This window comes from Kribbella jiaozuonensis, assembly GCF_005233875.1.
In the GTDB taxonomy this organism is placed as follows: Bacteria; Actinomycetota; Actinomycetes; order Propionibacteriales; family Kribbellaceae; genus Kribbella; species Kribbella jiaozuonensis.
The window spans coordinates 333082-351860 of the sequence record NZ_SZPZ01000006.1 but is presented as its reverse complement, the minus strand read 5'-3'; the positions used below and the strand labels follow the sequence as shown (position 1 = coordinate 351860).

19 protein-coding genes are annotated in these 18779 nt (G+C 68.3%); 8 read left to right on the top strand and 11 right to left on the bottom strand.

Annotation, left to right across the window (positions count from 1 at the left end; all coding sequences use genetic code 11):
* Positions 1–23: 23 nt before the first annotated feature.
* From FDA38_RS37040 to FDA38_RS37030, 3 genes are read left to right on the top strand one after another with little or no spacing between them, the layout of a single operon-like run.
* Positions 24–953 (top strand): TauD/TfdA dioxygenase family protein, encoded by a 930-nt coding sequence (locus FDA38_RS37040; protein WP_137258837.1) that lies wholly within the window; start codon positions 24–26, stop codon positions 951–953.
* 55 nt (positions 954–1008) lie between these two features.
* Positions 1009–1602: a TetR family transcriptional regulator gene (locus FDA38_RS37035; RefSeq protein ID WP_137258836.1), complete on the top strand. Its 594-nt coding sequence runs from the start codon at positions 1009–1011 to the stop codon at positions 1600–1602.
* Entirely contained in the window at positions 1599–2546 is a 948-nt protein-coding gene (locus tag FDA38_RS37030) for a R2-like ligand-binding oxidase (protein WP_137258835.1), read from the top strand. The genes FDA38_RS37035 and FDA38_RS37030 overlap by 4 nt, the downstream gene beginning before the upstream one ends.
* Here FDA38_RS37030 and FDA38_RS37025 read toward each other — a convergent pair.
* Complete coding sequence (locus FDA38_RS37025; RefSeq protein WP_233715148.1) at positions 2520–3620, bottom strand: MFS transporter; 1101 nt, start codon at positions 3618–3620, stop codon at positions 2520–2522. The genes FDA38_RS37030 and FDA38_RS37025 overlap by 27 nt on opposite strands.
* Here FDA38_RS37025 and FDA38_RS37020 point away from each other — a divergent pair.
* Together FDA38_RS37020 and FDA38_RS37015 are read left to right on the top strand one after the other, a co-directional pair.
* Complete coding sequence (locus FDA38_RS37020) at positions 3619–4650, top strand: LysR family transcriptional regulator (protein WP_202878014.1); 1032 nt, start codon at positions 3619–3621, stop codon at positions 4648–4650. The genes FDA38_RS37025 and FDA38_RS37020 overlap by 2 nt on opposite strands.
* A 43-nt stretch (positions 4651–4693) precedes the next feature.
* The gene (locus FDA38_RS37015; protein WP_202878013.1) at positions 4694–5170 is read left to right on the top strand and encodes a GtrA family protein; all 477 of its coding nucleotides are present in this window, start codon (positions 4694–4696) and stop codon (positions 5168–5170) included.
* Here FDA38_RS37015 and FDA38_RS37010 read toward each other — a convergent pair.
* The 9 genes from FDA38_RS37010 to FDA38_RS36970 form a co-directional block, all read right to left on the bottom strand.
* Positions 5119–6336 (bottom strand): MSMEG_0565 family glycosyltransferase, encoded by a 1218-nt coding sequence (locus FDA38_RS37010; protein ID WP_137258833.1) that lies wholly within the window; start codon positions 6334–6336, stop codon positions 5119–5121. The genes FDA38_RS37015 and FDA38_RS37010 overlap by 52 nt on opposite strands.
* Complete coding sequence (locus tag FDA38_RS37005; RefSeq protein WP_137258832.1) at positions 6336–7154, bottom strand: carbon-nitrogen hydrolase family protein; 819 nt, start codon at positions 7152–7154, stop codon at positions 6336–6338. Before FDA38_RS37005 ends, FDA38_RS37010 begins: the two co-directional genes overlap by 1 nt.
* Positions 7145–7972 carry a carbon-nitrogen hydrolase family protein gene (locus FDA38_RS37000; RefSeq protein ID WP_202878012.1) on the bottom strand — a complete coding sequence of 276 codons (828 nt, stop codon included), beginning with the start codon at positions 7970–7972 and terminating at the stop codon, positions 7145–7147. Before FDA38_RS37000 ends, FDA38_RS37005 begins: the two co-directional genes overlap by 10 nt.
* On the bottom strand, positions 7969–9396 hold the full coding sequence (locus FDA38_RS36995; RefSeq protein ID WP_233715147.1) for an MSMEG_0567/sll0787 family protein: 1428 nt from the start codon (positions 9394–9396) through the stop codon (positions 7969–7971). The genes FDA38_RS37000 and FDA38_RS36995 overlap by 4 nt, the downstream gene beginning before the upstream one ends.
* Positions 9393–10463, bottom strand: coding sequence for an MSMEG_0568 family radical SAM protein (locus FDA38_RS36990; protein ID WP_137258831.1), 1071 nt, complete (start codon positions 10461–10463; stop codon positions 9393–9395). Before FDA38_RS36990 ends, FDA38_RS36995 begins: the two co-directional genes overlap by 4 nt.
* Before the next feature lie 11 nt (positions 10464–10474).
* Positions 10475–10996 (bottom strand): MSMEG_0572/Sll0783 family nitrogen starvation response protein, encoded by a 522-nt coding sequence (locus tag FDA38_RS36985; RefSeq protein ID WP_130441080.1) that lies wholly within the window; start codon positions 10994–10996, stop codon positions 10475–10477.
* A gap of 16 nt (positions 10997–11012) precedes the next feature.
* Positions 11013–11831: an amidohydrolase family protein gene (locus FDA38_RS36980; protein WP_137258830.1), complete on the bottom strand. Its 819-nt coding sequence runs from the start codon at positions 11829–11831 to the stop codon at positions 11013–11015.
* A gap of 1 nt (position 11832) precedes the next feature.
* A complete protein-coding gene (locus FDA38_RS36975) occupies positions 11833–13089 on the bottom strand; it encodes an MSMEG_0569 family flavin-dependent oxidoreductase (RefSeq protein WP_137258829.1) in 1257 nt (418 codons plus the stop codon).
* Between the two features lie 129 nt (positions 13090–13218).
* Positions 13219–13644 (bottom strand): winged helix-turn-helix transcriptional regulator, encoded by a 426-nt coding sequence (locus FDA38_RS36970; protein ID WP_137258828.1) that lies wholly within the window; start codon positions 13642–13644, stop codon positions 13219–13221.
* A gap of 50 nt (positions 13645–13694) precedes the next feature.
* Between FDA38_RS36970 and FDA38_RS36965 the strand changes: the two genes are divergently transcribed.
* Positions 13695–14849, top strand: a complete 1155-nt coding sequence (locus tag FDA38_RS36965; protein ID WP_137258827.1) for an MFS transporter — start codon at positions 13695–13697, stop codon at positions 14847–14849.
* On the opposite strand, the gene FDA38_RS36960 is transcribed toward FDA38_RS36965, so the two are convergent.
* Positions 14785–16407, bottom strand: coding sequence for an AMP-binding protein (locus FDA38_RS36960; RefSeq protein ID WP_137258826.1), 1623 nt, complete (start codon positions 16405–16407; stop codon positions 14785–14787). The genes FDA38_RS36965 and FDA38_RS36960 overlap by 65 nt on opposite strands.
* A gap of 215 nt (positions 16408–16622) precedes the next feature.
* Between FDA38_RS36960 and FDA38_RS36955 the strand changes: the two genes are divergently transcribed.
* Together FDA38_RS36955 and FDA38_RS36950 are read left to right on the top strand one after the other, a co-directional pair.
* Positions 16623–18080 (top strand): restriction endonuclease, encoded by a 1458-nt coding sequence (locus tag FDA38_RS36955; RefSeq protein ID WP_137258825.1) that lies wholly within the window; start codon positions 16623–16625, stop codon positions 18078–18080.
* 21 nt (positions 18081–18101) lie between these two features.
* Positions 18102–18719 carry an SIMPL domain-containing protein gene (locus FDA38_RS36950; protein ID WP_137258824.1) on the top strand — a complete coding sequence of 206 codons (618 nt, stop codon included), beginning with the start codon at positions 18102–18104 and terminating at the stop codon, positions 18717–18719.
* Positions 18720–18779: the final 60 nt, after the last annotated feature.

Genomic DNA, 18779 nt, shown 5'->3' with positions numbered 1-18779 from the left:
TAACCGACCGTGAGGGAGTACTCATGACCACGCAACTGCAGGCACCGGAGATCACCGTCGCGAAGGCCGGCGGGGCGCTCGGCGCGGTGATCGGCAACGTCCGGCTCGGCGGCGAGCTGGCGCCTGAGACAGTGGCCGCGATCCGGCAGGCACTGCTCGACCACAAGGTGATCTTCTTCCGCGAGCAGCACCATCTCGATGACGCCGGCCAGCTGGCATTCGCCCAGCTTCTCGGTACGCCGACGCTCGCGCACCCGACATCGAAGAGCCTCGACGGCGCCGCGAACGTGCTGCCGATCGATTCCGACTACAGCAAGGCGAACAGCTGGCACACCGACGTCACGTTCGTCGACCGCATCCCCGCGATCAGCCTGCTCAGGGCCGTCACGCTGCCCGCGTACGGCGGGGCGACCAGCTGGGCGAACACGGTTGCGGCGTACGCGAAGCTGCCGCAGGCCTTGCAGGCGTTGGTCGATCGGCTGTGGGCGGTGCACAGCAACGTGTACGACTACGCCGGCCACGCGGACGAGGGCCGGATCGGTGGCGTCGACGTGAAGTACGAGGAGCACCACAAGCAGTTCGAGTCCAAGCGCTTCGAGACCGAGCATCCGGTGGTTCGCGTCCACCCCGAGACCGGCGAGCGGTCGCTTGTGCTCGGCCACTTCGTACGCCGCTTCGTCGGACTGACCAGTGCGGAGACGACCGCGTTGTTCCAGCTCCTGCAGAACCGGGTCACCAACCTCGACAACACCGTCCGCTGGCAGTGGCAGCCGGGGGACCTGGCGATCTGGGACAACCGCGCGACCCAGCACTTCGGCGTCGCCGACTACGACGACCAGCCGCGCCGGCTGCACCGGATCACGCTCGCCGGCGACGTCCCGGTCAGCGTCGACGGCGTCCGCAGTACGCCGCGAACAGGCGACGCGTCGCACTACTCGTCACTTGACAGCTGAGGACACTCTGTCCGAACACTTGACATCAGGAGCAGTTTTGTAAACCCTCGATGTCATGACCTCGTTTGTCGATCGGACCAAACGCCGGCTGCGTGACGAGTTGCTCGACGCGGCGCAGGAAGCGGTCGTCTCCGGCGGGTACGACGGACTCCGGATGGCCGAGGTGGCTCGCCGGACCGGGGTCTCGCGGCAGACCGTCTACAACGAGTTCGGCGACAAATGGGGCCTGCTGGAAGCAGTCGCGGCCCGTGAGACCGAACGGTTCCTGCTCGATGTGAACGCGGCGATCGCCGAGCAGTCCGACCCGATCGACGGTCTCCGGGCCGCCGTCGAGCGAGCCTTGACGCTGGCCGCGGAGAACCCGCTGATCAAGGCGGCGCTGAGCCAACCGGGATCCGACCAGGCCAGTCAGCTGCTGACCACGCGGGGGCAGCAGGTGCTCGAGCTGGCCCACCTCCGACTCGGTGCCCACGTCAGGGAGCACTGGCCGGAGGTTCCCGCAGAGGACGCGACCAGCTGCGTGGACGTCGCCTTGCGCGTCGTCATCAGCCACATCGTCACGCCGGGCCCTCCCCCGGCGGCGGTGGCCGATCAGCTGGCTCGCGTCCTCTCACCCTTCCTGGCCGAGTCTCGGAGGTTGCACGTATGAACGAGTTGCACCGCAATGGCTTCACCACACTGAAGGCCGGCGGCCTCAACTGGGACGCACTGCCGTTGCGCCTGTTCGACAAGGGCAACCGCAAGTTCTGGAACCCGCGCGACATCGACTTCAGTCAGGACGCGAAGGACTGGCAGGAGCTGAGCGCGGACGACAAGGACAACGCATTGATGCTCTGCTCGCAGTTCATCGCGGGCGAGGAGGCGGTGACCGAGGACCTGCAGCCGTTCCTGCAGGCTATGGCCGCCGAGGGCCGGTTCGGCGACGAGATGTACCTGACGCAGTTCTGCTTCGAGGAGGCCAAGCACACCGCGGTCTTCCGACTCTGGCTGGACGCGGTCGGCGTCACCGATGACCTGCACCACTACGTCGAGAACAACCCGGGGTACCGCGCGATCTTCTACGAAGCCCTTCCGGTCGCGTTGAAGTCGCTCGCCGACGACCCCTCGCCGGCGAACCAGGTCCGCGCGTCGGTCACGTACAACCACGTGGTGGAAGGGACTCTGGCCCTCACCGGCTACCACGCATGGAACCTGCTGTGTACGGCGCGCGGCGTACTGCCCGGGATGCAGGAGCTGATCCGCCGGATCGGCGACGACGAACGTCGCCACATGGCGTGGGGCACGTTCACCTGCCGCCGGCACGTCGCCGCGGACGAGGGGAACTGGAAGGTCGTCACCGACACGATGGAGGAGCTCCTCCCGCATGCGCTGGTGCAGATCCAGTGGGCGATGGACAACACCGCCGCCCTCCCGCCGGAGATCAACCCGACCGCGCTGATGACGTACGCCGGTGATCGCGCCACCCGGCGGCTCGGCGCGATCGAGTCGGCGGTCGGCGCGGACGTGGCCGGGATCGACCTCGACTACTCCCCCGAGAAGCTCGAGGACGACTTCGGCGATGAGGACTCAGCCGCGCTGGCGGCGGTTCGCTAGCAGGACGATCAGCGCCGCGGTCGCCAGGATTGCGGGGAGCCAGGTGACCGTCGTCGTACCGAGGTGGTCGGCGACCTGGCCGCCGGTGAAGGCGCCCAGTGCGATCGATCCGTTGTAGACACCTACCAGCACTGCAGAGGATGACTCGGCGGCGTGGGGTGCGGCGGCGTGGCCCCAGGCTTGCGTGCTGACGCTGGTTCCGCCGTACGCGAGGCCCCAGATCATCAGTAGGACAAGGGATCCGGCGACGGTGATGCCGAGGACGGGCATGGCGAGGGTCGCGACGGCGATGCCGGATGCGATGACGGCTAGGGCACGGGTCGGACGGAGGGCGCCGGCGAGGAAGTTGCCGAGGACACCGGCCACGCCGTACGCGAGGAGCAAGGTGCCGATCAGTGCGGGGCCGGTGTGTGGCTCGAGGAGCGGACGGATGTAGGTGTACGCCGCGAAGTGGCCGGTCACGATCAGGGCAACTAGGACGAGACCGACGCGAACCTGCTTGATGCGCAGGACCTGGATGACGTCGTCGAACCGCACAGCCTGCTCGGGCGCGAGTGGTGGGAGGTGGCTGATCAGTGCGGCCGCGAGCACCAGCGAGAGGACTCCGACGCCGGCGAAGGCCCAGCGCCAGCCGACGAGCTCGCCGACGAACGCGCCGGCGGGAATCCCAAGCACAGAAGCGATTCCGATGCCGCTGAAGATGAGCGAGGTCGCCGGACCGGCCGCATGCTCGGGTACGACGCGGCGCGCCAGCCCGACCGTCAGCAGCCAGACACCGCCGATCGAGATACCCATCAGGACCCGTGCCGCGATGAAGACCCAGTAGACCGGTGCGATCGCGGCGACGAACGCCGCGAACGCGAGCAACACCATCAGTCCACCCAGAACCGCGCGGCGATCCAGTCGACCGAGGCCGAGCGGGAGGATCGGCGCGGCCAACGCTGAGACGACGCCTGTCGTGGTCAGTGCCAAGCCTGCGGTGCCTTCGGTGATGTGGAGCGAGTCGCCCATCGGAGTGAGCAGCCCGACCGGGAGCATCTCGGCCGTCACCACCGTGAACACGGTCGCCGACATGACAATGGACGCCGCCCATCCTCGGGTGGCCACGTCGTCCGCGCAGATCGTCGTCATACCTCCAGTGAGCGGCCTCGGCGTACTGCGGAACAACGGCGATCTGGTCATCCTTGTATTAGCTGAGCTAATCGATCAGGGTGGAGCCATGGCCATCGAGATCCGCGAACTGGAGTGCTTCCTCGTGCTCGCGGACGAGCTCCACTTCGGCCGTACGGCGGAACGCCTGTACCTCTCGCAGAGCCGGGTCAGCCAGCTGCTCCAGTCGCTCGAGCGCCGGATCGGCGGCCCGCTGTTCGAGCGGACGAGCCGCCGCGTCGCGCTGACGCCGCTCGGCAAGGAGTTCCTGACCTCGCTGCGACCGGCGTACGCGGCGCTGGAGCGGGTCGTCGGGGATGCCCGCGAATACGCCGCGAATGTGAAGGGCAAGCTCCGGATCGGCTTCCAGGGCGCGGCCAACGACACCGTCCTCGGCGCCGTGTCGGAGTTCCAGTCCCATCACCCGGACTGTTTGATCGACGTCTGCGAACTGCCGCTCAACGATCCCTTCGGCGCGGTACGCCGCGGTGCCGTCGACGCCGCGGTCGTCATGCTGCCGGTGGCCGAGGACGACCTCGTGCTGGGCCCGGTGTTCTCGCGGCAGCAGCAGACCCTGACGGTCGGCTCGGGTCATCGGCTCGCCTCGCGGTCGTCGATCGACGCGGAGGAACTGGCCGAGGAGACGCTGATCGCGATCGCGGGGCCGGCGCCTGGCTATTGGCGGCAGGCGCAGGCGCCGACTCAGACGCCGGGCGGCGCGCTGATCCACCGCGGTCCGGATGTCCGGACGCTGCAGGAGGGCTTGTCGCTGATCGCCGCGGGTCGCGGCGGGATGCTTGTCTGCCGCCCGACCGCCGAGCGCAACCAGCACTGGGACGGGATCGTCAGCATCCCGCTCACCGGCGTACCCGAGTCTGCTCTTGGGCTGGTCTGGCGTCGCGGTGAGGACACTCCGGCGCTGAAGGCGTTCGCGGATCAGCTACGCCGGAAGTAGCCCTCGCGCCGCCGGGTTTGGGGCGGTTGGCAGACTGGGGCCTGTGACAACGGTGTTGACACCTGCCGAGCGGCGGGGTGCGTCGTTCGCGAATGCGATGGCTGCCGTGGTCCGGCGGTTGCCGTGGGGGTTGTCGCGGCTTCCGGCCAGCTTGCTCGGATTCGTGGTGATCAACGGGTTCACGTTCGGCGTGGATCTGGCGCTGCTGACCGGGTTGCGGTCGTGGGCGCGGCTGCCGCTCTGGCTGGCGATCACTCTCGCGTACGCCGCTGCGTTCGGGCTGAGCTACGTGCTCAATCGCACGCTGAACTTCCGCTCGCACGGCGAGGTCGGTCCGCAGGTCGCGAAGTACGTGGGCGTGATCGTGGTCAACTACCTGGTCTGGATCCTCGGGGTCGGGGCTGGGTTGGGCGCGCTCGGGGTCGAGTATCACCTCAGCCGCGTGATCGCGGGTGCCTGCGAGGGCGTTTACATGTACTGCGCATTTCGCTGGTTCGTGTTCCGGAGCAGCAGCTCGTAGAGGTCCAAGTGCGCCTCCGCGGCCGCTGTCCAGGTGTAGGTCGCGGCGACCTTGCGACCGAGGTCGGCGCGGCTGCGGTCTGTCAGCGCGTCGCGGAGAGCTTGTGCGAGCGCGGCCGGACCGGTCGCGTAGGTCGCAGCGTCGCCAAAGATCCCGCGGAAGACGGGCAGATCCGAGACGACGAGCGGGACGCCCGCCGCCAGCGCTTCCAGCGGGGCGAGCCCGAACCCCTCCTTGACCGAGGGAAACGCGAACACCTCAGCGCCGGCCACAAGAGCCGGCAGGTCGACATCATCAACAGGCCCGAGCACGACGGGCGCCACACCGAGCTGAGCGGCCCGCTCGTCCCAGGCAGCACGGTAGGACCGGTAGTCGAAAAGCGTCTCACCACCAGCGATCACCAACTGCAGCCGCCGGTCGTCGTCGCCCGCGGCGACGGTGGTCCGCTCCGCCAGCCCGCTGGCCGCGGCCGCGGAGCTGGAGCTTGGCTCAGCCGACGTCAGCCGACCGGAGGCGCCCGCCGCTGTCATGCGGGCATAGGCCTCGAGCAGGTCTAGTGAGCCTTTGCGGGGCTCGATGCCGCCGACTGTCAGCACGTATCGGCCCAGCCGGCTACGCCAACCGTCTCGTCGAGCTTTTGCGGACGGGGCGTCCGACGCGGCTGTTGTGAAGCGGGTCGCGTCTACGCCGTTCGGGATTACTGTTGCCTTGAGCCCCCAACCGGAGAGGAGCTCGTCGGCGACCGCGGCGGAGACGCAGACGTGGGCGTACGGGTCGACGATCGCGCGTTCGTGGCAGGCTGCCAGCTCTGGTGTGGTGAAGTGGTCGAGGTGATGCACGGTCCGGATGCAGCGGCCGGCCGCGTTGGCGCTGATGCAGTCCTGCGCGTGCACGACGTCGTACTGCGATCCGTCGAACGCGTCACGTAGTACAGCAATCGACCGCAGGATGCGCTCACCCACCCCTTCGCCGGGCCGATCGGGAAACGGGACCAGCGACAACCGCACCCGCGGATCGACCGGCCGGAAGAAGCCCTCGTCGCCACCACGCGCGAGCGACCAAACGGTCACATCAGCGCCGGCCGCCGCCAGCGCCTCCGCCAGGTAGAGCGTGTGCACGACACCGCCGCGCGGTTTGGTCGAGTAGCTGAGGAGCGCGATCCGCATCAGTACACCTCCGGACGGCGTTCGCCGAGATGGTGCAGCACCCGGCGGGCGGTCTCGAGCTCGGCGCGTACGTCGACCTCCGCGATCGCGATCCCGGCCTTCGACCAGGTCCGGGCGACGATGTCGCCACCCGGACCGACCACCTTCGACTGGCCGAGGAACCGCAGCCCGCCGATCGATCCGGTGAGGTTCGACGAGACCAGCACGACCTGGTTCTCGGCCGCGCGGGACCGGTCGTACAGGTCGAACAACCGCGACTGCCGGTCCTCGTTCATCCGCGCGGCCCGGTTGGTGATGCTGGTCGGCCACGCGCACAGGCACGCGATCACGTCGGCGCCGTCGACGGCGAGCGCCCGGGCCGCCTCCGGGAAGGTCTTGTCGTAGTCGATCATCATCCCGATCCGGCCGACCGGGGTGTCGAACCCGGTGAACTCGTTGCCTGCGGCATAGATCGTGCGTTCGCCCGGCGGCTGGTGCACCTTGCGATGCCGGCCGAGGACGCCGTCACCGGTGACGCACAGCGCGGTGTTGAAGCGGTCCGGCCCGTCCGCCTCGCAGAAGCCGAAGCAGACCACCATCTCGCCGGCCATCGCGATCACCTTGGAGATCAGCGGATCGTCGAGCGTGAGCGCAGGCGGGAGATCGTCGTACGTCGGATTGCTCAGGTCGTTGAGGTACCCGCCGAGCACCGCATCCGGCAGCACGAGCAGCTGGACCTCCTCGCGCCGCCCGTGCCGGATCAGCGCCTCGACCCGGGACAGGTCGAACTCCAGGTCCCGGGTGAACCCTGCAGCGACCGCTCCGATCTTCAGACCCATGCCAGCTCGTAGGCCTCCGGCCTGCGATCGCGCAGATGTCCCATCGACCGGCGGGCCAGCTCCAGCGCCTGCTCGACGTCCAGTTCGGCGATCGCCATCCCCTCGACCACCCCGGTGTCCGCCAGGACCTCGCCGCCGGGGTCGACCACCTTGGCGCTCGCCACGAACCGCAGTGAACCGAACGTGCCGGACTGGTTCGCCGACACCCAGACCACCTGGTTCTCCAGCGCCCGAGCCCGGTCGAACAGATCGAACCGCCGCTTCCAACGATCCTTCGCGAGGTCCGGGTCCGGGTTCGTCCGCGCACCCGGCCAGGCCGACACGCAGACGATGATCTGCGCGCCGTCGAGGGCGAGCGTCCGCGCCGCCTCCGGAAACGCCTTGTCGTAACAGATCATCATCCCCAGCCGCCCGACCGGTGTATCGAACGCCTCGAACCGGTCGCCGGCCGCGAAATGCGCGTCCTCGTGCAACGGCTGATGCACTTTGCGGTGATGTCCGAGTACGCCGTCACCGGTGACGCAGACGGCGCTGTTGTAGATCAGTCCGTCGACTGCCTCGGCGTACCCGGCGGTGACGACCAGGTCGCCTGCGAGCTTGGCCAGGCGGGCGATCTCGGGGCCGACGGTGGTGAACGCGGGCGGCGGCTCCGCGGTGCCGTCGAGGCTGAGCAGGTACCCGCCGAGCGCGCCTTCGGGGAGCGCGAGCAGTTTCACGCCGGCCGCGCGGGCCTGGTTGATCAGCTGCTCCACCCGCACGAAGTCGGCTTCGAGGTCGCGGTCGAAGTTCGCGGCCACGGCCGCCATTCTGAGCGTCATGCTGCTCCCATCCCGGTCACTCCGGCGGCCAGCGCCTCGGTGACCTCGCCGTCCGGCCAGCGCAGTACGACGCCTTGTCCGGTGGTCAGCTCGCCGCACACGGCGCTTGTCGCCGGGCCTGCGTCGATCGGACCGGTGGTCAGCATCGCGAAACCGGGGAAGCAGGTCAGCCAGTCCCCCATCGATGCCGCCTCCGGTTTCGGTACGGCGGCGACGTCGAGGACCGCCGCGCAGCCGGAGGCCTCGGCGAGCATCCCGAGCGTGCCGACGACTCCGGCCATCGAGACGTCCTTCGCCGCCGACGGGCGCGCGCGGCCTACGGCAGTCACCATGGCGTGCAGTTCGTCCGGGGTGCGATGGCTGGACGAGTCCCATTGGCGGCTGGCGTACCCGGGTCGCCAGCCGCCGCCGAGATCGGCCGTCAACCGGACCTGCTCGCCCGGACGTCCGCCGCCACCGGGCACCGAGTGCGCGGTCCGGCCGAACGCGGTCACACTCAGAGCCGCCGGTACGCCGAGTTGCGTGTGCCCACCGAGAATCGGTACGCCGAAGGCGGCGGAGGCTCGCTTGAGCCCAGTCAGAACGCGCGCGGCGGCGGCAGCGTCGCGGGCGCCGAGCGCATCCAGCAGGCCGACCGGCACAGCACCCATCGCGGCCAGATCGTTGACGTTCACCAGGACCGAACACCAGCCGGCCCACTCCGGATCCCGCTCGACCATCGCCGGCAGGATCGCATCACACGCCGCAACAAGCTCACTGCCCGGCACCGGCGCACCGTCGTCGCCGACGTACCCATTCGGCCCGATCCCTTGCAGCAAAGGACCGAGCCCACTCTTGGTCGCCACCACAAGCCTGGCAATCCGCCCGATCGGCCACCGCATCAACACATGCGGCGTACTCGCAACCGTCACCGGCCGAACGGTCTCCCACCCAAGCCGCGCAAAGAACCGCTGAGTCCCAAGCTGCACAGTCGCGTCAAACCGCAGCGCGCCCTCCGCCTCAGCCCGAGCACAAGCAGCTCGCACCAAGGCGGCTCCCACCCCAGCCAGCTTGGTGGGGATGGAGGGGGCGCCGCTCGCCTGCCCTGGCGCTCGGCTGCCTGCGACGACCAGGCGGCCGCCCTGCCACCAGCCGATGTCTGGGCCGGGTGTTGCTGGGCCCAGGCGGACGCCGCCGATTACTGTGCCGTCGGGTGTGCGGGCGACGAGGACGATCGTGCGCGGGTCGGCGTCGCGGTCGTCGAGGTCGGTGCTTTGGAACAGACCTTGGTGGTCGACGAAGGCTTCGTGGCGTAAGCGGTAGTAGGCGCGACGAGCGGTGGTGTCCGCCTCCTCGATCAGGAAGGGGGGTGGCGGGTCACCCAGCAGGGCGCGGACGTCGGCTGCTCGCATCACGCCGGCGGTTTGGATCACCGTCGTACTCATGAACCGGCCGCCGACAACAAACTGCAGGCACCGCAGGCAGCACAACCGGCGCCCTGGTCGGCACCTCGCATGTCGGCCGCAGCTAGCAGCGCAGCGACGCGGGCTGTGACGTCACGGACCACGGCAGGATCCGGCGCCGTCACCCCATCAGCCCGAGCAAGCGTCCCCAGCATCGGCCGCAGCGGTACGACGAACGGGTACACCCCGCGCTCGATCAGCCGCCCAGCCCCGGCGACCAGCTCGTCCGGGTCCTCCCCCATCCCGATCAGCAGGTACGTCGACACCCGGTTCCGCCCGAACACCCGGACAGCCTCGTCCCAAGCCGCCTCGTACTCCGCCATGCTGACCGTCGACTTCCCCGGCATCCACTTCCGTCGTACGTCGTCATCCAGCGACTCGACATGGATCCCGATCGACGTCGCCCCCGCCTCACGCAACTCGGCCAACACGGACAGATCACCCGGCGGCTCGATCTGCACCTGGATCGGCAACCCCGGCACGGCATCCAGCACAGCCTTCACCGACCGCACCAGATTCCGCGCACCTCGATCCCGCCCGGTCGTCGTACCCGTCGTCATAACCATCTGCGTAACGCCATCCAGCCGCACCGCAGCCTCAGCGACCTCGGCCAACTGCGCAGGTGTCTTCGCCGCGATCGTCGCCCCGGCCCGCAGCGACTCCTCGATCGAGCAGAACCGGCAACGCGTGGACTCGTCGTACCGAATGCAGGTCTGAACGACCGTAGTAGCCAGCACATCCTTCCCATGCAGCAACGCGATCTGCCGGTACGGAACCCCGTCCGCCGTCGTCAGGTCGTAGAACCGCGGCCGTCGCACCGGCTCGACCGACAACCCCAGACTCACCCCGTCACGAAACACCCCGCCGTCCCGGACCTGATAGGGGCTATCGGCAACGATCGGGAGGGTGGCGTTGGCACCGTCGACGACCAGGTGCCCGTCGTCGCTCGGCCCGGCGCCCTTGCTGCGACGGACGGGTGCGTCCACCTGCACGCCGTACACGGCCATCTCGGCCCGGACGGCCAAGGCTTCCTCGGTGCCAACGCTCATGGTCGACCGCCTCAGAACATGTAGGTCGAGTTGATGATGGCGCCCTTGCGGGCGTAGTGGATCAGCGCGTCCTGCACGTCCAGCGGGTGGGTCGGGATGACACCCTCGATCAGGTCCTCCTCGCGGGCACCGTGCAGCGACAGGCCGAACCGGCAGCAGTACACCTTGCCGCCCTCGGCGATGAACGTCTTCAGCGACTCGTTGATGTTGTGCTCGCCGGGGAAGGCCGAGTTGCCGGTGGTCGGGAACCCACGCGTGGCCAGGCAGTTCAGCGAACCCGGGCCGTAGAAGTAGATCGCGGACTCGAACCCCTTCCGCTGCGCCCGGGTCGCCTGCAGGATCGCGACGAAGCTCACCGAGGACTCGTGCGCGATGCCGTGCACCAGCGTGAAGTAGGTCTCGCCGTCCTCGGCCTGGTAGTCCGGGAACACCTTGGTGCCGCCGTAGATGCTGGAGCCCTGCGGCAGCGACGGGTGCGGGATCTCGCCCAGGCTCTTGGTCTCGAGGTCGGTCAGTTCGGCGGTTTCGGGCATCTCGTTTGCTCCTTGATCAGTCGTACAGGTGGGAGAAGGTGCGGTGGAAAACCTGGTCGGCGAGTTCGCCGTCGCCCATCGCGGCGCGCATCCGGGCGAGCTCGCCGGCGTGGTCGCCCCAGGGCTGGTCGCTGGCGAACAGCACCCGGTCGTGACCGATGCCGCGGCGCTCGATCTCGGCGGCCAGCCAGCCCGGGGCGAAGCCGATCGCCCAGGACAGATCGGTGTAGACCTGCTTACCGGATTCGATCCAGTCGAAGAACCGGGAGCCGATCAGCTTGATATGACCGCTCATCCCGCCACCGAAATGGACCAGATGCAGCGGTACGGCGTCGGCGTACGTCTCGACCAGGTGACCGATGTGGTCGATGTCGGACGCGGCGCCGGGTGAGGTGTGCACGTGAACGACGAGCCCGTGCGTACGCGCGGTCGCGAAGATCTCGTCCAGCTGAGGACGTACGGCGTCGTCGGTCGGATGGCCGCCGAGCAGGAAGCTCAGCTTGAGCACCCGTACGCCGGGCTCCGTCGCCAGTGTGAGCGCCTTCGCGGTCAACTCGGCATCCTGCGGCCGAGGCGAGACCCAGAGGCCGGCGCGGATCCGGTCGTCCCGGGCGGCTGCCTCGACCACGAGCTCGTTGAACCCGAACGAGACGGCGACATCCGGTACGCCGTAGTTGGGGATCACCAGCGCCCGGTCCGTCCGCTCGGCGTCGAGGTCCGCGATCAACTCGTCGATCGTCGCGCGCGCCGTGATGTCGGGGTTGACCGGAGGCCCGCCGTAGAAGGGGTAGGCCGGGAGTACGCCGAGATGGCGGTGGGCGTCACACACGTACATGTCAGGCCACCGTCCGATGCAGGCCCGCGATCCAGTGGACGCCGGCCCGCTGCTCGACGATCCGCTCGGCGACGTACTGCGCATCGTCCGCAACCCCGCCGAAGCGACCCGAGCCCCAGGTGTGTTGCCAGGGCAGACCGATGAAGTACAGGCCGGGGACGTTCGTCACCCCGCGCCGGTGGGTCGGATAGCCCTGGCCGTCGAAGACCGGCACCCGGATCCACGAGTCGTCCCGCCGGAACCCGGTGCTCCAGATGACCGCCCCGATCCCTTGCAGAGAAAGGGTTTCCGGTGCCGTGTCCGGGTGCCAGACGGGCTTGTAGCGCGCTTCCTCGGGAGCGTCGATTCGCTCGGCGGCGATGTACGCGTCGATCGAGTCCTTGATGCCTTCGGACACGGCATCGGCGTGGTCGAGGTTCCGCTTCAGGTCGTCGGCGAAGCGCAGCGTGTCGCGGTCCGCGTCGATCAGACGACCGTAGAGCCGCATCCCTTCCAGGGCGAACTTCCGCAGGTCGATGTCCCGGCCGCCGTCGCGACCGGTGACGTAATGGTTCGCCCGCAGCCGGACCGCGTCCGCATCGTCGAACTCCTCGATCCCCTTGCGGTAGTAGCCCATCCGGTCCAGCCAGGTGACCACGTCAAGCCCGCGGTAGAACCGCGCCACCCGCGGCGCACTACCGGTCGCGAGATGGACCGTCCGCCCGGCCAGGTGCAGGTCCTCGGCGATCTGGCACCCGGACTGCCCGGTGCCGACCACGACGACGTCACCGTCGGGCAATTGCTCAGGACGCTTGTACTGCGAGGAATGCAACTGCTCGACCGGGAGCCGCTCAGCCAGTCGCGGGATCTTCGGCAACTGGTACGGACCGGTCGCGACCACTACCTGGCCGGCTGTGATCGTCCCGGCCGTGGTGACGATGCGGAACCCGGCGTCGAGCCGGGTCGCCCGAACGCCCTCGACGATCGGCACATCGAACGCCTGGCGGTAGTTCTCCAGGTAGTCGACGATCTCGTCGCGGACCATGAAGCCGTCCGGATCGGCACCGTCGTACGGGAAGCCCGGTAGACGGCATTGCCAGTTCGGGGTGACCAGGCAGAACGAGTCCCAGCGGCGGTTCCGCCACTCGGCACCGACGCGATCTGCCTCCAGGACAACGTGATCCACGCCGTGCCGGGACAACTGCCAACTGGTCGCGAGGCCCGCCTGGCCGCCGCCGATCACGACGACGGGGTGGTGCGCACCGTCGGTGAGTTGCATGCCGGCTCCCGGGGTCTCGGTCCGTCCTGGATGTGTTCCAGTGAAGGACCGCCCGATTGCCCCGCTGTTGCCCCCGGAACAAACTCAGGTTTCCAAATCGGCGCCTGGTGTTTCGGGTGGGTAACCGCGTCAGGGGAGTTTGTGGACCTCGGTATCGGCCGAGGTGAGCAGGCGACCGTCGGCCGCATGGACCTCCAGCGGCTTCAACGGCTGCTGGTCGCGGCGGTCGAGGAGCTCTGAGTGCGGCTCGCCTGGATCGAAGGCGAAGGCCTCGCCCCACTGTCGAAGGGCCACGATCACCGGGAAGAGTGCCTCGCCCTTGGCGGTCAGCTCGTACCCGGTCGGCGCCTGCTCGAGGATGCCGTTCTCGACCAGCGCGCGCAGACGGGCGCTGAGGATGTTCTTCGCCACGCCGAGACTGCGCTGGAACTCGCCGAACCGCCGGCTGCCGTCGAACGCGTCCCGCACGATCAGCAGCGACCACCAATCGCCGACCGCGTCCACCGACCGCGCGACCGGACAGCTCTCCTCGTCGAACCGGGTCCGCTTGACCATCTTGCACCTCCTGGTTGCAACATGCTACCAACTTCTCCTACGGTGGCAACATGCAACCAAGCCAGCGCGTGTTCCTCGCGGTCGCGGCGGGGGTCGCGGTCTCGACCGTCTACGCGGCCCAGCCGCTCCTGGTCACGATCGGCGCCGATCTCGAGATCGCGCCGGGCAACGTCGGCCTGTTCGTCACCATCACCCAGCTCGGGTACGCCGCCGGCCTGTTCTTCCTTGTCCCGTTGGGTGACCTGCTCGACCGCCGACGGCTGATCCGGCTGCAGTTCTTGCTGCTGGCAATTGCCCTCCTGCTGACCGGGATCGCCAAGAACGCCGCGATGTTGCTGGCCGGCGTGGCCGCGGTCGGCGCGCTAGCCGTCGTCACCCAGTCCTTGGTCGCGTACGGCGCCTCGCTGAGTGCACCGGCCGAGCGCGGACGTACCGTCGGCACGATCACCACCGGCATCGTCATCGGCATTCTGCTGAGCCGGACCGCGTCCGGCATCCTCACCGACCTCGCCGGCTGGCGAGCCGTCTACCTGACCGCGTGCGCCGCCTGCCTCGCCATCGGATATTGCATGCCCCGCACGGTCCCGCAGCCCAAGGCTGGCTTGACCTATGGCGCGCTACTCCGATCCACGATCGGCCTTTGGCGCGAGCCATCGTTCCGCGAGAGCGCCGTCCGCGCGTTCTTCATCTTCGGCTCGTTCAGCACACTGTGGAGCTCGATCGCGCTGCCGCTGACCTCGCGTGGGTTGTCGCACACGGAGATCGGCGCCTTCGGGCTGATCGGCGCGGCCGGCGCACTGGCTGCCGGTCCGGCCGGCCGACTGGCTGATCGGGGCCATGGGCAACTGATCACGATCGCAGCTTCGGTGCTGCTGGCAACGAGTTGGCTGGCAACGGCCCATCTCCCGGCCGGGCTGGTGATCGGCGCGATCCTGCTCGATCTCGCCGTGCAAGCCATCCACGTCACCAACCAGAGCAGCATCTATCGACCGGAACTCGGGAGCCGGTTGATCGGCGGCTACATGGTGTTCTACTCGCTGGGCAGCGGGCTGGGCGCGATCGCGTCGACAGCGCTCTACGAACGTGCCGGCTGGAACGCTGTCTGTCTGCTCGGCGCCGCCTTCGGCGTGGGCAGTCTGGTCACGTCAGTCCGAGGAGCTCGACGGAGCGCTCGCGCATCTCGACCTTGCGAATCTTGCCCGTGACGGTCATCGGGAAGTCGTCGACCAGCAGCACGTACTTCGGGATCTTGAAGTGCGCGAGCTTGCCGGTGGCAAACGCCTTGATCGCGTCGGCATCGAGCGGATCCGCGCCGGCCTTGAGCTTGATCCAGGCGCAGAGCTCCTCGCCGTACCTCTCGTCCGGTACGCCGATCACCTGGACGTCGGCGATCGACGGATGGGTGTACAGGAACTCCTCGATCTCGCGAGGATAGACGTTCTCGCCGCCGCGGATGACCATGTCCTTGATCCGGCCGACGATGTTCACGTACCCGTCCTCGCGCATCGTCGCGAGATCGCCCGTGTGCATCCACCGGGCCTGGTCGATCGCCTCCGCGGTCTTCTCGGGCTCGTCCCAGTAGCCGAGCATCACGGAGTACCCACGGGTGCACAGTTCTCCGGGCTCGTTCCGCGGTACGACGAGACCGGTGGCCGGGTCGACGAGCTTCACCTCGACGTGGGGCATCACGCGGCCGACTGTCGACGTACGGCGGTCGAGATCGTCGTCGCGCCTGGTCTGCGTCGACACCGGCGACGTCTCGGTCATGCCGTAGCAGATCGCGACCTCGGCCATATGCATGTCCGCGACGCAACGCTTCATCACCTCGACAGGGCAGGGCGATCCGGCCATCACGCCCGTACGCAGACTGGTCAGGTCGTACTCCGCGAAGTCCGGCAGACCGAGCTCCGCGATGAACATCGTCGGTACGCCGTACAGCCCCGTGCAGCGCTCGTCCTGCACGGCCTGCAGCGTCGCGGCCGGATCGAACGCGGGACCGGGGATCACCATGCAGGCGCCATGAGTGGTGCAGCCCAGATTGCCCATCACCATGCCGAAGCAGTGGTAGAACGGCACCGGGATGCAGAGCCGGTCGTCGGCGGTGAACGCGATCGTCTCGGTGACGAAGAAGCCGTTGTTCAGGATGTTGTGGTGGCTGAGGGTCGCGCCCTTCGGGAATCCCGTTGTCCCGCTGGTGTACTGGATGTTGATCGGGTCGTCGAAGGACAGCTCGGCCTCGCGCTCGTGGAGCTGGTCGACGCTGATCCGGCCGGCGTCGTCGCGGAGTGCGTCCCAGTCGCCGGTGCCGAGGTAGACCGTCTCCTCGAGCGCGGGGCACTTCGGCCGGACCTCTTCGACCATCTCGCGGTAGTTGCTGGTCTTGAACTCGGTCGCGGAGACAAGCATCCGGACACCGGACTGGTTCAGCGCATAGGCGAGTTCGTGGGTCCGGTACGCCGGGTTGATGTTCACCAGGATCGCGCCCATCAACGCGGTCGCGTACTGCGTGATCGTCCATTCCGCCTGGTTCGGCGCCCAGATGCCGACCCGATCGCCCTTCGCGATCCCCCGCGCCAGCAGGCCGCGCGCGACCAGTTCGACCTCCGCGCCGAACTCGTCGTACGTCCAGCGCCTTCCGGTCTGGACCTCCACCAGGGCCTCACGATCGCCGTACTCGCTGATCGTTCGTCTCAGGTTGGCCCCGATCGTTTCACCCAGCAACGGAACCTCGGACACCCCGGACGCGTACGACGGAAGGCTCATCTTTCAATCGTCACCTCGCTCCAAAGCCTCTGCAAGTGCACGTGCGGCAGGAAACAGGGGGCTCCCCCTCCCCTTCCTTGAAGGCGAGACACGGGAAAGTGCACGTGCGGCAGGAAACAGGGGGTGGACGGCAAGCAATGTATTTACCAACTCTGTGTCACAACGGTAGCGCTGTGTGGTTGGACCGTTACATTAGTTGTGAGAGGTGTGAGGCGATGGACCGATCGATGGAAGGTCACGCCCGCAGCGACCGTCCGCCCGGACGAACCGCCGAGGCGGCCCAACGTACCGCTGCGGTACAGGAGCGCGTCCAGGTCCTGGCCGACATCCTGGCCGACGCGCTGGCTGTCGATGTCAACGGCACCGATCTGCAGACCCTCAAACGCGCTCCCCGGCGAGCCCCACCGACCGTGTCGCCGGCCGATCTCCAAGCGCATCCCGGACCTGTCTGGGATGCGTTCGTGCCCCACCCGCCCTTTCGGTGGTGGGGTGCCCAGCGCCGGTACGCGCGCCGGCTCGCCGACGCCGAGGACCGGTTCGCGGAGGCGATCGAACGGCACCGGGCTTCCGAGGAGACCCGTCGCGAACGGGTCGCCAAGGCGCTGCGGGAGCAGGTCGAACACCAGCGCCGGCTCGACGAGGCGACCGCGGAACAGCATGCGCGGATCGACGCGTACGAGCGCGCGGTGGAGAACCGCGGCCGCGCGGCGGTGACGCGGTACTTCACCAAGGCGCTGGACCGGGTGCCGGAACCGCTGGACTTCCCACGCCGGCGCAAGGTCGGGTACGTGCCCGAGTCGACGCTGCTCGCGGTGGAGTGGGACCTCCCCGACGTCAGCGTGGTGCCGGCCGAGGCGTCGTACCGCTATGACCGTGCTCTTGACGCGGTGCTCGCCGTACCGCGGGATCCGCTCGAGCTGCGGCGGCTGTACCAGCAGCTGGTGGCGCAGTTGGCCTTGCGGGCCTTGCACCTGATCTTCGGCAGTGACCGGTACGGCGTGGTCGACACCGTCGTGTTCAATGGGATGGTCGAGTCGGTGGACCTCACCACCGGGCAGACCGTGCGGCCATGCCTGATCACCTTGCGGGCAACGCGGGAGCAGTTCCAGGCGCTGGTGCTCGACCAGCTCGATCCGGTGGCCTGCGTACGACACTACTTCGCCGCGGAGGTGTCACGGCACCCGGAGGAGCTGCAGCCGGTGGAGCCGGTGCTGGAGTTCGACCTCGCCGACCCACGCACCATCGAGGCGGTCGACGTGATCAGTGAGATCGACGCCAGGCCGAACCTGCTCGACCTGAGCCCCGAGTCCTTCGAGCACCTGGTGCACAACCTGCTCACCCGCATGGGCCTGGAAACCCGTCTGTTCCGCCAAGGCACCGACGGCGGCATCGACTGCGTCGCGTACGACCCCAGGCCGATCACCGGCGGCAAGTTCGTCGTACAGGCCAAGCTCTGGACCCGCACCGTCCCGCCGTCCGCCGTCCGCGACCTCTTCGGCACCGTCGTAGACGCCGGCGCCACCAAAGGCATCCTCATCACCACCTCCGGCTTCGGCCCCACCAGCTACCAGTTCGCCAACGGCAAACCCCTCCAGCTGATAGACGGCACAGCCCTCCTGTCCCTCTGCCACCTCCACAACATCCCGGCCCGGATAATCCCCAGAGCGAGCTGACCACCTGCCAGACTGGCCGACATGGACACAGGGGTGAGTGTTATCGGGTCAGGACAGGTCAGCGGGACACCGGATGTGCTGCGGGTGTCGTTGGGTGTCGAGCACTCGGCACCGGATGTGGCGTCCGCGGTTGCGCGCGTCGGAGAGCGCACCGATGCGGTGATGGCCGCACTGCGCGGCCAGGGGCTCGAGGAGTCGCAGCTGGCGACCAGTGCGGTGAACGTGTTCCAGGAGTACCGGGAGCCCGATTCGGCGCCGGCGTACCGGGCGTCGCACACGATCTCCGTCGAGACCAAGGACCTGACCGGGTTCGGCGCGTTGCTGAATGCGGCTGTCGATGCCGTCGGCAACAGCCTGAGCCTGCACGGGCTGCAGTTCGATGTCGAGGACAAGACCGCACTGCTCGCTCAGGCCCGTGAGCTCGCGTTCGAGCAGGCCAAGGAGCGGGCCGGACAGCTGGCCGCGCTGGCAGGGTTCTCGCTCGGCTCGGTCACGGCGATCGCGGAGACCTATCAGCAGGAGGGGATCCCGCGCGTGCGGCTGTCCGCCTCCAAGGCCGCGTACGATTCAGCGCTCAACATCACTCCCGGCGACCACACGGTCAGCGTCTCGCTCGAGGTCAACTTCTCCTGGGCGTAAGTCGCGTCTCAAAAGCAGAACAGGGGTTGCGTTGTCGGTGGTGTCGTACAGACTGCTCTC